Here is a 14,045-nt window from a genome sequence, read left to right on the forward strand (position 1 = left end):
TTAATCCTCCTCGACTAAATCTAGTGTTTTGATTGTTTTTTCAATCGTTTGAATCACTTGATTATCAATCATATGACAAGCTTGCTTTATCGTATGATAAATTGCTCGGCTATTAGAAGATCCATGAGATTTTATAACCGGAGCAGATAACCCAAATAGCGCAGCCCCTCCATATTCAGGATAATCTAACTGGTTTTTCAAATTTTTCAAATCACCTTTAATAAGACCAGCTGCTAATTTTGTTTTAATAGATGATGTTAATGTCTGTTTTAATAATTTCATCACATGAAGCGCTGTCCCCTCAATCGCTTTTAACGTAATATTACCACTGAATCCATCTGTCACAACTACATCTGCGACTCCGTCTAATAGATCACGAGCTTCAATATTACCGATAAAATGAATTGGTGCATTCGACAATTGATTAAATGCTTTCTTTGTTAGTTGGCTTCCCTTCGCATCTTCTGTACCGACATTTAATAAACCTACTGTCGGTTTTTGGATTAATCTCACTTTTTCACTATATATAGAACCCATTACTGCATATTGAACTAAGTTATGTGCATTTGCATCTACATTTGCACCTGCGTCAAGTAGTAAAAAGCCTTTTCCATTTGTAGTCGGTAAAGTCGGGCTCAGAGCCGGTCTATCAATTCCCTTTGTTCTACCAACAACAAACAATCCGGCGACAACAAGTGCACCGGTATTCCCTGCTGAAATACACGCGTCTGCCCTTTTTTCTTTGACCTCTTTTGCCATTAATGCAAGCGACGAATTTTTCTTACGACGGACAGCACGAATTGGCTCCTCATCACCGGCAATCATTTCATCTGTATGAATAATTGAAATTCGTTCTTCATTTGTCAAATATTTTCTAATCGCTTTTTCATTACCAACTAAAGTTATATGTAAACTTTTAATATCCGCTATCGCTTGCATTGCGCCTTCAACGACTACTTTTGGTGCATGATCTCCGCCCATGGCATCTATAGCTATTCTCATTCGTTTATTTCTCCTTTTCACTCGAGCGATACATGTGAAAAATCCCTGAAAAAACAATTTCATTTTTCACGTAACTTTTTACATGGACAACTGTTACTTCATCCTTTAATACTTCTTTCACTTCAGCCTTTGCAACAACTTGTTCGTTCAGTTTGACCTGTCTCTTAAAACGAATCTCCGACTTTCTTGTTAACGCTAATTCATCATCAATTACAGCAACAGCTAGCGAATTAGCTTGTGCAAATAAGTGGTGACCACGCGCAATCTTATTTCGAGAAAAAACTTGTTCAGGTTGAATTTTCATGATGGAGATTGCTCTATGATCTAATTCTAAATCGATGATATCACCAATCACTTCTTCTAAAGGTAATGATTTTACCGTTTCATTCCATTGATTGGTGGCAACAGATTTAATTCGTTCTCTTAATTCCGGTATAGCTAACTCAAGTCTGTCTAAACGAATCGTTTGCACACTTACTTGGAAGTGATTCGCCAGTTCTTCATCGGTTATAAAAGGTGTCTGTTCAATTTTTTCCACCAATAATCGTTGACGCTCTGATTTTTTTATTCTCATGTTATCCACATCCATAGCATATTAATTATGACTAGGTAATAATAGTAATATATAACACCATGTCTATTAATGCAAGTGGAAAAATGTTATAGATTAATCAAATCTCTGATCAAATGAAACTTCCTCTAATTGCTCTTTCAATTGCTTAAAATCTAAATTATTTTCTAGTAATTTACGCTCAACAATATCTTTGGCATCATTACGAGCCACTTCAAGAGCACGGTAATCATGGACTAAATCGGCAACTTTAAATTCGGGTAAACCGCTCTGTTTTTTCCCAAAGAAGTCACCGGGACCTCTAAGCTTTAAATCTTCTTCAGCTAAACGAAAACCGTCTGTTGTTTCTGTCATGATTCGCATTCTCTCTTTCCCTATCTCTCCTTTTGGATCCGCTAGTAAAATACAATAACTCTGTCTATCTCCCCGACCTACTCGGCCTCTTAACTGATGAAGCTGAGACAATCCAAAACGTTCCGCATCATAAATAAGCATCACTGTCGCATTTGGAACATTTACACCGACTTCAATTACTGTTGTTGCAACTAATATTTGTAAGTCATTTCGCATAAACTGCTTCATTATTGATTCTTTTTCATTTGCGGGAAGCTTTCCATGAAGCAAACCTATTTTAAGTTCCTCTCCATAATAGTCTTGTAATTTATAGAATAAATCGATCGCATTTTGGTAGTCAAATGCTTCGGATTCTTCAATTAAAGGAGAGACAATATAAGCTTGTTCACCGGCATCAACTCGCTGTTTAATAAACTCTAATACTCGTGTTAACATATTCTCTTTTATCCAATAGGTCTCAACTTCTTTTCTACCTATAGGTAATTGGTCAATAACAGATATATCCATATCACCAAAAGCAGTAATAGCTAGCGTTCTAGGAATTGGAGTCGCGGTCATAAACAAAACATCTGGTTGCAAGCCTTTCTCCCTAAGAGCCTTTCGTTGCTCCACCCCAAAACGATGTTGTTCATCGATAATAACTAATCCTAAACGATGAAATACAACTTCTTCTTGAATGAGAGAATGCGTTCCAATCACAAGATTAATGTCATGTTGCTTGATACCTTCCAAGATTTCCTTTCTTTTTTTCCCTTTGACTGAACTCGTTAATAAAGCTATATTAATTTCTCTTCCAAAAATTTCTTTTATAGAATCATAATGTTGCTCTGCTAAAATTTCTGTTGGCACCATGAAAGCTCCCTGGAAGTTCGCGTTAATGGTAGCGTATAAACAGATGGACGCAACTGCAGTCTTACCAGAACCAACATCCCCTTGCAACAATCGATTCATTTGGATAGGAGCTTTCATATCGGCTAAAATTTCTACCAATGATGCCTCCTGCGCTTCTGTTAGCTTAAACGGCATTTTATTAATAAAGCTAGTCACTTTTTTCTCGTCAAACCTTTGTTCAAAGCCTTGATTAGTTAATTGCGTTCTCTGTTTTAAAAGATGCATCTTTAATTGAAAAAGTAATAATTCTTCATAAACAAATCTTCTACGGCCATGTTTTAATTGGTTTTGATTTTCAGGACGATGAATCCATCTAATTGCTTCACTTCTACTCGGTATTTTATATTTTTGTAAATAGGACGGAGGAAGTATTTCCTTAATGAAATGATCATTTTCTTTTAATGCTTGATTAATCAAACTAGCTATTCTACCACTAGTAATACTGCCTTTAACAGAATAAATTGCTTTGATAGCAACATCTTTATTAAGTTCACCTAACTGATAGTGGTTAACTGTAATTTGGAGACGATGTGCATCCCATTTTCCGGTTAACGTAACCGTTGTCCCTTTGTTTAAATGTTTTTTTGCGAAAGTGCGATTAAACATTACAGCTTTGACAGTAACCTGATCCACTTGAACATTAAACTGAAGACGAGATTTTTTTCTTCCATAATAAGTAACAGTAGGCGGATATATCACTTCACCCGTAATTGTCACTTGATCATCATGAATTAGTTCATGCAATGGTTTTAATTCAACAACATCATATCGAAACGGAAAATGTTCAAGTAAGTCTTCTATCGAATAAATATCCATATGATGTAAATCTTCTTTTACTTTTTCCCCTACTCCTTTTAACGTAACAACAGAATCACTTAGCACATTGATCCACTCTTTTCTCTAATCTAAAAATGGCAGCATCCTATTAAATGTTGTTCGTATGAATGTATAGTACTACTTCATCAAATATGTACTGCTATTCTTTTACCCTAATCATTTTACCGAACTTAAAATATCCAATTATATTATAACAACATGGTTTAAAGATGCATAATAAAAAAAGTAGGAGATGAATGGATCACCCTCTACTTTCCTTAATAGTATTTTCATTAGACTTATTGCTTATTAATTAATGAAACCTATTCAACCATAATGATAAATGAATATATTGGTTGATCTCCCTCATGTAATTCAATCTCTACATCTTCTAAATGTTCTTCTACATACTTTTCAAGATCTGTTATCTCTTTTTCACTAACATCTACGCCGTAAAAAATAGTAACAATCTCGTCATCTTCATCAACAATCTTTTCAAGCAAATCTTTAACTGTTTCAATTTTATCAGGGTTCGTCACAAGTATTGTGTCTTCGTTTAAACCCATATAGGAACCTTGTTTAATCTCCATATTATTTATAATTGTATCTCTAATCGCATATGTCACTGAAGCGGTTTTCACATTTTGCATTCCATCAAGCATGTTTTCCTCGTTTTCCTCTATTGAAACTTCGGAATCAAATGCGAACAAGGCACCGATCCCTTGAGGGATAGATTTCGTTGGAATAATTATTATGTTTTGCTCAGATAGTGACTTAACTTGATTTGCAGCCAAAACAATATTTTTATTATTTGGTAAAATAAAAGTATATTCAGCATTTACTTTTTGAACTGCGACAAGCAAATCTTCTGTACTAGGGTTCATTGTTTGGCCGCCTTCAATAATTAAAGTAGTTCCAAGGCTTGTAAACATTTCTTTTAGACCTTCCCCTGAAGCAACGGCAATAATTCCAAATTTTTTCTTTTCTAACAGAGAGGATGTTTCCTGTTCGTTATTAACAATCTTTTCATACTGCTTTCGCATATTCTCTATATCAATATTTACTAAATCACCATAGGCTTGGGCCAAATTCATAACCTTGCCTGGATACTCAGTATGAATATGTATCTTCACGAGATTAGCATCAGATGCAACTAATAACGAGTCTCCATATTCACTTAATTGATTTCGAAATTTCGTTTCCTCAAATGATGTTTTATTTTTTTGATCCAATTCTACGAAAAACTCGGTACAATAGCCATACTCTATAGAATCTGCGCTAATGAAGGATTGGGCGGATCGTTCATGTTCTAACTGTACCATCGTTTCTATATCAATTTCTGAATCAGGATTTCCCAGCTCGTCCCCTTTTAATGCAGCTAAGAATCCTTCATATATTACGACTAATCCTTTTCCACCTGAATCTACTACACCAACTTCTTTTAGAATCGGCAGTAATTCTGGTGTTCGCTCTAATGACTGTTTTGCCTCAATCACTATTTCTTCCATTAGTTTAACGAGATCGTCTTCCGTCTCGGCTACCTCATACGCTCGCCTTGCTGCATCTTTTGCAACTGTTAAAATAGTACCTTCAACCGGGTTTGTTACGGATTGATAGGCAACCTTCACCCCATTGTTAAGCGCGGCAGCAAAAGCACTACTATTTATTTCAGTTTCTTCTTGAAGACTTTCTGAAAAACCCCGAAACAATTGAGATAATATTACACCTGAATTTCCGCGTGCTCCCATTAACAATCCTCTAATAAATGCACTAAGAATTAAAGGCAGCTCTTCCGTTTGCCTTACCATCATTTCCTTGAGCCCGGAGCCCATCGATAAATTCATATTTGTTCCCGTATCTCCATCTGGAACTGGAAACACATTTAATTTATTTACAAAATCTCTATGATTAGATAAATTCTTAGCGCCCATTTGAATCATATTTAATAATAAAGCACTGTTGATTTTGTTAATATTCACATTATAGTCCTCCTTAAAATCACAACCGACCCTTCCTTATAAAAAGATCTTATTAATTATATATAAAAACATACTACTATATTGTACCCATAAATGACAAGAAGGGAAATGATACCCCTTTCTTTTCGTATATTCTACAATTTACCAAGTCACCAGCTTTTATTTAGGTCAACAGCACATTTCCCCACTACATACATATAATGCGTTAATAATACAAAACTATTTTGTAAGGGGGATACCACTTTGGATAATATGGAACCATCTGGTCTTTGTGAAGAGTTCGCGGAGATTCTGGATTCAACTGCGGGAGTAATCAATGGTGTATGTATAGCCACTCGTTCACGTACAAACATCCATCCAGTTGTATTAGGCAGACCTGCTGAATCTTTCATGTTTGTTCCACAAGCTTTTTCATTTGAAAATATGGATAGAAAAGGACGTGCTCTTTGTCTTGGCGAAACAGTGCTTTTGCAGGAGGAAATTAACCCTTTTATGAGCATACTTAGGGAGGAGGATATTATTGTTAATGCAATCCACAATCATTGGCTTTTTGACAAACCCCGTCTAATGTATATGCACTTTGAATCAATTGAAGATCCTCTCACATTTGCAAGAAAAATTAGAAAAGCAATGAAAGTTCTGATTAAGAAACCAGTTTACGTTGCGGAGAAATCAAGAACCTTTTACCCTGAATTTAATGATAATAGTAGGAATAACCATTATGGTTCACTACTTCCAAAATTATATTCCGACCAAAATGAAGAATCATTGTCTGCTATTTGTGACAGATTTAATGATATTTTGGGAGGCACGATGCATTCATTCGAGAACGATCAATGTATCGTGATGAGGTCACGACTTAATATTATGCCAACTATTTTGGGTAGAAGTACTCGTTCATTTCTTACTATACCGCAAATGTTTACCTTCGAATCTATTTCAAGAAATGGGACTGCACTTTGTGCAGGGGAAACTGTAATTCTTCAGGAAGAAATCAATCCATTTATTAGTAAACTTAGGGAGTGTGAGATTATTGTAACTGCCGTTCATAATCATTGGTTATTTGAAGATCCTAGACTAATGTTTATGCATTGGGTATCAATTGATAAACCGGAGTCTTTTGCCAAGAAAGTACGTGATGCCATGAGTGTATTAACAACTAGAAAAGTATATTCATAAAATGAATCCACCAAATTAAGAGCTCCTCCTTTAGAAATAAAAATCAATTGCATTATTACACTTGTTATGTTAAATTAAATAAGGTATGAATTGACACATGTAGTAAGGAGGGGTTTGTATGTCAAGAAAATGTGTTATTACTGGACGTAAAACAGGAACTGGAAATAACCGTTCACACGCGATGAATGCAAATAAACGTAAATGGAAAGCAAATGTACAAAAAGTAAGAATTATGGTAGATGGCAAACCTAAACGTGTTTATGTTTCAGCTCGTGCCTTAAAATCAGGTAAAATTAAACGTGTATAACACTGTTTATATACCTCTTATGTTATATCCACGAACTATTTACAAAACCATGTAAAAAAGCACCTTAGTAGGTGCTTTTTTCGTTCCAATTATTCATTTAAATAGGTAGAAAAATTAGGGGATGGTCTTATATTAATCCTTTTTAAACATCCCCATAACAACACGTACAAAACCACCGATAAATCTTGGGAGTTTAATAGTATAAAACTTCATTTATTCCTCCTCCTAATCACTATAAAACAGATAATATTAAATATGTGCACGTACTTCTATTATTAATCGTATGCACAAAGTCCAATTATATGATTTAAATGAATGAAAGAGAAAAAAATTTCTTTACTTGATCGCATCTTTAATATTTTGAATCGCTTGCTTTCTATTCATTTCGTTAAAAATGGCGCTTCCTGCCACGAGAACATTTGCACCCGCATCTGTACAGAGTTTAGCCGTATCAACATTCACTCCACCATCGACTTCAATTTCAAAAGAATAGTTGTTTTCAAGGCGCAATTGATGTAATACTTTAATTTTATGGACCATTTCATGAATAAAAGATTGTCCGCCAAAGCCGGGATTAACCGTCATAATTAGCACTAAATCTACATCTGACAAAATCTCTCGGATCATTTCTAAAGGTGTAGCAGGATTTAATACAACCCCTGGTTTAACACCTACATCTTTAATTAACTGGATTGTACGATGTAAATGAATACATGCTTCTTGATGAACCGTAATAATATCTGCACCTGCTTTCGCAAAGGCTGGTATATAGGAATCAGGATTTTCTATCATTAAATGAACATCTAAAGGAAGTGAAGTGATTGGACGAATCGCATCAACAATAAGTGGTCCAATTGTAATATTCGGTACAAAATGACCGTCCATTACATCAACATGTATATAATCGGCTCCACCTTCCTCTACCTCTTTTATTTCATCCCCTAATTTAGCGAAATCGGCTGACAATATTGACGGTGCTATTTTAGTCATTTGAATACCTCGGCTTTCTCTCAATAATTTCCTGTAAAAATTGTAAATAATGATTATAGCGATATTGTTTAATTTCTCCTGCTTCTACAGCTTGTTTAACTGCACAATGAGGCTCTTTAACATGTACACAAGATCTAAATTTACAATGGATACTTTTTTCGCGAATTTCTACAAAATAATTTGACAACTCTTCTGTTTCTATATTGGTGAAATCTATGGAACTAAAACCCGGCGTGTCCGCAACAAGACCATTATCAACAGCCCATAATTCAACATGCCTTGTTGTGTGCTTCCCTCTGCCTAAGCTTGTTGAAATTTCTCCGGTTTCAATTTTAAATTCCGGTTCTACAGCATTCAGTAAAGTAGATTTTCCTACCCCTGATTGCCCCATCAAAACAGTTGTTTCTTCTTGAAAGAAGGACCTAATCTTTGTCAAATCATCATCTTCTATTAATGAGACAAATTCAATCGTATATCCTAGGCTTTCATAATCTGCTTTATACTCTATCATTGTTTCTATCTCAGCTTCAGTTGCTAAATCTTTTTTTGTAACTATAATCATCGGATGGATTTGTTTTGCTTCAACAATCACTAAAAATCGATCTAACAGTAATGGACTGAAAGTCGGTTGACATACAGCGTTGACAATAATCGCCTGAGTTATATTTGCAATAGGCGGACGAACTAATTCATTGCTCCTTGGCTTTATGTTCTGAATATAACCTTCTTCATTTTCAGTGATATCAAACGTAACATAATCGCCAACTAAAGGGGTTATTTTTTTGTTACGAAAAACCCCTCTACCTTTACATGCAAAGATTTTATTGTCAGACTGAACATAGTAAAATCCACTTAACGCTTTAATGATTCTGCCTTCTGCCATTTATCCACCTTCTTTATATTCAACATTTCTTTGAATGATAATTTCTCCATCTCGTACAACTTTATATTCAGCAGTTTTATTCGGTGCAATTACCAATGTCAACGTATATTCTTGATCTCCTTGAATTTGATCTTCATGAAAAACGTTAGAAATTGAGTTGTTCATATCTTCTACATATATTTGTACAGTCTGTGTCTGGTTTTCTTCGTCTTCATCATCTCCAGATGGTTGAAAGGGGACTGTAAATTTTACATTATGTGATTTTGGTGGTAATTCTTTAGGCCCTTTTGAAACTATTACTTGTACAGAACTTCCTTCTGTCATATCCGTATTGGCAGCGGGACTCTGCTTAATGATAGTTCCTTCTGCAGCATCTGCATGTTCTTCACTGACTTCAAGCTTTAACCCATTTTTTTCTGCATATTCTTTTGCTTGGTTTACTGTCATTCCATTTAAGCTACTTAAACTTACTTTATTTGGTCCACCACTAACTTCAAATATAACAGTTGTTTCACTTGGAACTACCTCTTTAGTTGGTTCAGGTTGAATTTGGTTAACAATTTCTCCAACAGGTTTATCAGACACTATTTCATAATCGATCACTTCATAACCTGCATCTTCTAAAATACGTTTTACCTGGCTGAAATTTTTACCAACATAATCACCAAATTCTACTTTCTCTTTACCGGAACTAACATATACGTCAACAGTTGATTTCTCCTTAATAGTTCTTCCTTCTCCTGGATCCGTCTTTATAACAATTCCCTCTTCCACATCCTCAGAAGGAATTAATTCTTTATTCACTTTGAGCTGTCGGCTTTCCAACTCTTCTTTTGCCTCATCATAATCGAGACCAACTACGTCAGGAACAGTTACATCCTTTGGAGCATTCATCGCAAATACAATTAGTGCAGTAAGAGCGATCAATAATAAAACTATGCTAGCAATAAATCCTTTGCGTTTATAAAATCGTTTCTTTTTTGTCGATGATTGATTTTCCTTCTTAAGTTCCTTTGTTTTTTCCACGTTTGTGTTCGTATGTACGATTGTGTCGTTATCGTTCACCTGCAGCTTTTCATCCGTAATAATCGGTATGGCTTTCGTTTCTTCCCCTTCTTCAATTGGAGGTTTAAATACTTCAGCATTCATATGGTTAGGATCCAACGCTACATTTAATGCTTCTTCCATTTCATATACACTTTCAAAGCGATGAAATGGATCTTTAGCAGTTGCTTTTAATACAATATTTTCAACACTCTGTGGTATATTTGCATCTAAACTTCTAACTGAAGGTGTTTCATTTTGCAAATGTTTTAAGGCTATAGAGATTGGAGATTGACCCGAAAAAGGTAAATGTCCCGTTAACAATTCATAGAAAACGATCCCTAGGGAATAAATATCCGATTTTTTTGTAGCCATCCCTCCACGCGCTTGTTCGGGTGACAAATAATGAACAGATCCTAATATAGAATTTGTTTGCGTTAATGACGTTGCGCTTAATGCAATAGCAATTCCAAAATCAGTAACTTTAATATTTCCAAACCGATCCATTAAAATATTTTGCGGCTTAATATCCCGATGAATTAATCCATTTGCATGTGCATGAGTAATAGCGTCTGTCAATTGTTTCATGATTTCGATTGATTCATGTACTTCAAGTGGTCCATTTTGAATAATGTATTCTTTCAATGTTAATCCATCGATATACTCCATTACCATATATAGAATATGATTTTCTTCCCCAACATCATAAATATTAACAATATTTGGATGTGAAAGACTCGTTGCGGCTTGTGCTTCGCGATCAAACCGTTCAATAAACTCTGGGTCGTTTGCAAATTCGAGTCGCAAAACTTTTATTGCAACATCACGGTTTAAAATAATATCTCTGGCTAAATACACATTAGCCATTCCACCGCCACCAATTGTTCGTTTAATGCGATACCTTTCGCTAAGTAAGTGTCCTTCTAACATGGCGAATCACCTACTTGATTTGAAGTAGACTTCTTTATAAGAGCAAGCGATATATTATCTTCTCCGCCACGTTCATTTGATAAATGAATAAATTCCTTTGCTAAATGATCAATTTCCTGTCCATCACGTAAATATCGTTCAATTTCTTCATCCGTTATTTTGTTCGTTAACCCATCTGAACATAGTAGCAATATATTATTAGCTTCCCAATTGATTGTTTGAATATCAGGGTGTACGGACTCCTCTGTACCAACTGCTTTTAATAATACATTTTTCCTTGGGTGTTGCTCCGCATCAAGCTTAGTAATTTGTCCAGTTCGGATTAACTCATTTACAAGCGAATGGTCATTTGTTAGCTGTTCAAACTTTGTTTCATTTAATAAATAACAGCGGCTGTCACCTATATGAGCGATTGATACAAAGTCCTTTGTACAAATACTGATGACAACAGTCGTTCCCATTCCTTCGTATTCTTCTTTTTCTAATGAACAGTGATATATTTCAGTGTTCATTTTCGTCATTATCGTTTGAAGCAAATCTTCTGCTTCGACTGGGGTATCTATTCTATCGATTGATTCCCATTGCTTTTTAATAAATGAAACAGCTAATTGACTAGCAACTTCTCCTGCTAAATGCCCACCCATGCCATCAGCCACTATCGCAAGTAATTGACCGGCTTTATTATAAAAAATACCACCGGCATCTTCGTTTGTTGCACGCAATTGGCCACGATCTGTTATAAATTGCCCATACACTTTCATCACCTCTTTTTCAAAGAAACTTAAATTTAATGATCATTTTTTTCTAATCTTGTAATAAAAAATCCATCCGATTGAATTGTGTGCGGGAACAGTTGGATTCCAAATTCTGTTATCCTAGCATTTTCAGAATGAATAGATAGTTCATCAAGAAAAGTCTTATCTACGTAAAAATTACTATGTTTTTTTATGAATTGACGTACAACCTCTTCATTTTCAGTAGTATCAACCGTACACGTACTATAGACGATTTTACCATCTTTTTTCAATAATGGAGCTATATGTTCTAGTATAGCAAATTGAATATCATGCAGTTTATTAATATCTTCTACATTTTTATTATATTTAATATCTGGTTTTGTACGAATAACCCCTAGTCCTGAACAAGGTGCGTCAACCAATATACGATCAAAAGTTTCTGGCTTGTAAACAGTTTGTAAACTTCGGGCATCACACTGTCCAACTTGAATATTCGTTAATCCTAGTCTAGAAGCATTGTTTTCGATTAATTTAAGTTTATTTTTATGAAGATCGTATGAATGGATAGTCCCTTTATTATTCATTAGCTCGCCAAGATAAGTAGCTTTACCTCCGGGAGCACTACAAGTGTCTAGTACTTGCATGTTCTGTTCAACTTGCAATGTTCTACTTGCTAACATGGAACTTTGATCTTGAACAGTAATTAATCCCTCTGCGATAAGATTTGTTTTCAATATATTCCCATTTCGAATAATTATACCATCTTTACAATATGGTGAACCTTCGGCAGTGATTCCTTCATCCTTTAATCTATCAAGGATTTGTTCACGAGTCGTTCGCAATCTGTTTATACGAATACTAATAGGTTTTTTAGTAACATTTGTTTCACACATTTGTTTAGTCAAATCAAACCCATATTGATCGACCCATCTTTCAACTAACCATTTAGGATGGCTTGTACTAATGGATAATTGGAGAATCGGGTCTGGTATTTTATCTAATGCAGGAACACCTTTTCTTAGCATATTACGTAATATGCCATTAACAAAGGAGGCAATCCCTCTATGGCCTTTATGTTTAGCTATTTCTACAGATTCATCAATTACCGCATAGGCGGGTATCTTATCCAAAAATTGTAACTGGAACACAGACATTCTAAGTAACGTCATAACCCAATCAGTTACTTTTTTTGGAGTTTGAATAAAAGGTGTTAAATAATAATCAAGTGTCATTTTTCTTTCCATTGTTCCATACACGATTTCAGTTAGGAGTCTTTCATCTTGTTCGCTCAATTTAGATTTATGGATCATTTGTGATAAAAGCAAGTGACTAAAACTGCCTTCTTTTTCGATTCGTAACAATAGATCGAGTGCAATATATCTCACATTTTGTTCTTTTTGCATGGTATTCACTCCATCTTTTGGCCAACTTGTATAAGATCAGGATTTCCTCTCAAAAACTCACTAACTTGCATCCGTTTTTTCCCTGCCGGTTGCAATTCAGTAATAGTAACGCCTTTATTATTTCCACAAATTACTGTAAATGATTCATTATTAGTAACGTGCACGATCTCGCCAGGTTGCCTATTCTCGTATTTATTGTTATCTAATTCTGCCCACCAGACTTTTAACCTTTTACCTTCAAATTTAGTAAAAGCAACTGGCCAAGGATGAAGTCCTCGAATCTGGTTATAAACAGTCTCATTTGATTTAGACCAATCAATTTTTTCTTGTTCTGTCTTAATGTTTGGTGCAAATGTTGCTTTATTTTCATCTTGTTTTATTCTCTCATTTGTTTTATCAAATATAGATGGCAATGTTTTTACCAATAGTTTTGCTCCCACAATTGATAACGTATCATGGAGAGTACCTACATGGTCTGTTTGGAGAATAGGTACTTTTTCTTGAGAAATAATATCTCCTGCATCCAACTTTTCAGCCATATACATAATGGTTATGCCAGTTTCTTTTTTTCCTTCTAAGATAGCATAATGAATTGGTGCACCTCCACGCAATTCAGGTAATAAGGATGCATGGACATTAATACATCCATATGGCGGGTAATTTAACACTTCTTTTGGCAGTAATTGTCCATACGCTGCAGTAACAATTAAATCTGCATCATATTTTAGTAGTTCTTCATATTCGTCTGACAATCTTTCGGGTTGAAAGACTGGTATCCCTAATTTAATTGCACTCTCCTTTACTGGAGGTGCAGTTAACTCTCTTTTTCTTCCCTTAGGACGGTCTGGTTGAGTAACAACTAAAACTATTTCATACGAGGATTCAATTAGCGCTTGTAATATTGGTACAGAAAAATCTGGGGTTCCCATAAAAATAATTTTTTTCATACTTAATTCCTT

The 14,045-nt window shown here is 35.0% G+C and carries 13 protein-coding genes; 2 read left to right on the top strand and 11 right to left on the bottom strand.

What is annotated here, in order from left to right; all coding sequences use genetic code 11:
• From plsX to SPD48_RS13315, 4 genes are all read right to left on the bottom strand, one after another.
• Positions 1 to 1,002 (bottom strand): phosphate acyltransferase PlsX, encoded by a 1,002-nt coding sequence (gene plsX / locus SPD48_RS13300; protein ID WP_336258616.1) that lies wholly within the window; start codon positions 1,000 to 1,002, stop codon positions 1 to 3.
• 4 nt (positions 1,003 to 1,006) lie between these two features.
• Positions 1,007 to 1,576 carry a transcription factor FapR gene (gene fapR, locus SPD48_RS13305; RefSeq protein WP_336258617.1) on the bottom strand — a complete coding sequence of 190 codons (570 nt, stop codon included), beginning with the start codon at positions 1,574 to 1,576 and terminating at the stop codon, positions 1,007 to 1,009.
• Between the two features lie 93 nt (positions 1,577 to 1,669).
• Positions 1,670 to 3,700, bottom strand: a complete 2,031-nt coding sequence (gene recG / locus SPD48_RS13310; protein ID WP_336258618.1) for an ATP-dependent DNA helicase RecG — start codon at positions 3,698 to 3,700, stop codon at positions 1,670 to 1,672.
• 257 nt (positions 3,701 to 3,957) lie between these two features.
• Positions 3,958 to 5,613, bottom strand: a complete 1,656-nt coding sequence (locus SPD48_RS13315; RefSeq protein WP_442962156.1) for a DAK2 domain-containing protein — start codon at positions 5,611 to 5,613, stop codon at positions 3,958 to 3,960.
• Positions 5,614 to 5,865: 252 nt separating this feature from the next.
• On the opposite strand from SPD48_RS13315, the gene SPD48_RS13320 reads away from it, so the two are divergent.
• Both SPD48_RS13320 and rpmB read left to right on the top strand, forming a co-directional pair.
• Positions 5,866 to 6,792: a DUF1259 domain-containing protein gene (locus tag SPD48_RS13320; protein WP_336258821.1), complete on the top strand. Its 927-nt coding sequence runs from the start codon at positions 5,866 to 5,868 to the stop codon at positions 6,790 to 6,792.
• 118 nt (positions 6,793 to 6,910) lie between these two features.
• On the top strand, positions 6,911 to 7,099 hold the full coding sequence (rpmB, locus tag SPD48_RS13325; protein ID WP_336258619.1) for a 50S ribosomal protein L28: 189 nt from the start codon (positions 6,911 to 6,913) through the stop codon (positions 7,097 to 7,099).
• A 132-nt stretch (positions 7,100 to 7,231) separates the two neighbouring features.
• On the opposite strand, the gene spoVM is transcribed toward rpmB, so the two are convergent.
• From spoVM to fmt, 7 genes are all read right to left on the bottom strand, one after another.
• Positions 7,232 to 7,312: a stage V sporulation protein SpoVM gene (gene spoVM, locus SPD48_RS13330; RefSeq protein WP_336258822.1), complete on the bottom strand. Its 81-nt coding sequence runs from the start codon at positions 7,310 to 7,312 to the stop codon at positions 7,232 to 7,234.
• A gap of 123 nt (positions 7,313 to 7,435) precedes the next feature.
• Positions 7,436 to 8,089: a ribulose-phosphate 3-epimerase gene (rpe, locus tag SPD48_RS13335; RefSeq protein WP_336258620.1), complete on the bottom strand. Its 654-nt coding sequence runs from the start codon at positions 8,087 to 8,089 to the stop codon at positions 7,436 to 7,438.
• Positions 8,082 to 8,972, bottom strand: coding sequence for a ribosome small subunit-dependent GTPase A (gene rsgA / locus SPD48_RS13340; RefSeq protein ID WP_336258621.1), 891 nt, complete (start codon positions 8,970 to 8,972; stop codon positions 8,082 to 8,084). Before rsgA ends, rpe begins: the two co-directional genes overlap by 8 nt.
• The gene (gene pknB / locus SPD48_RS13345; RefSeq protein WP_336258622.1) at positions 8,973 to 10,946 is read right to left on the bottom strand and encodes a Stk1 family PASTA domain-containing Ser/Thr kinase; all 1,974 of its coding nucleotides are present in this window, start codon (positions 10,944 to 10,946) and stop codon (positions 8,973 to 8,975) included.
• Positions 10,940 to 11,707: a Stp1/IreP family PP2C-type Ser/Thr phosphatase gene (locus SPD48_RS13350; RefSeq protein WP_336258623.1), complete on the bottom strand. Its 768-nt coding sequence runs from the start codon at positions 11,705 to 11,707 to the stop codon at positions 10,940 to 10,942. Before SPD48_RS13350 ends, pknB begins: the two co-directional genes overlap by 7 nt.
• Positions 11,708 to 11,733: 26 nt before the next feature.
• Complete coding sequence (gene rsmB, locus SPD48_RS13355; RefSeq protein WP_336258624.1) at positions 11,734 to 13,086, bottom strand: 16S rRNA (cytosine(967)-C(5))-methyltransferase RsmB; 1,353 nt, start codon at positions 13,084 to 13,086, stop codon at positions 11,734 to 11,736.
• A 5-nt stretch (positions 13,087 to 13,091) separates the two neighbouring features.
• The gene (gene fmt, locus SPD48_RS13360) at positions 13,092 to 14,033 is read right to left on the bottom strand and encodes a methionyl-tRNA formyltransferase (protein ID WP_336258625.1); all 942 of its coding nucleotides are present in this window, start codon (positions 14,031 to 14,033) and stop codon (positions 13,092 to 13,094) included.
• Positions 14,034 to 14,045 lie beyond the last annotated feature (12 nt).

This window comes from Pseudogracilibacillus sp. SE30717A (genome assembly GCF_037071985.1).
Classification (GTDB): domain Bacteria; phylum Bacillota; class Bacilli; order Bacillales; family Amphibacillaceae; genus Pseudogracilibacillus.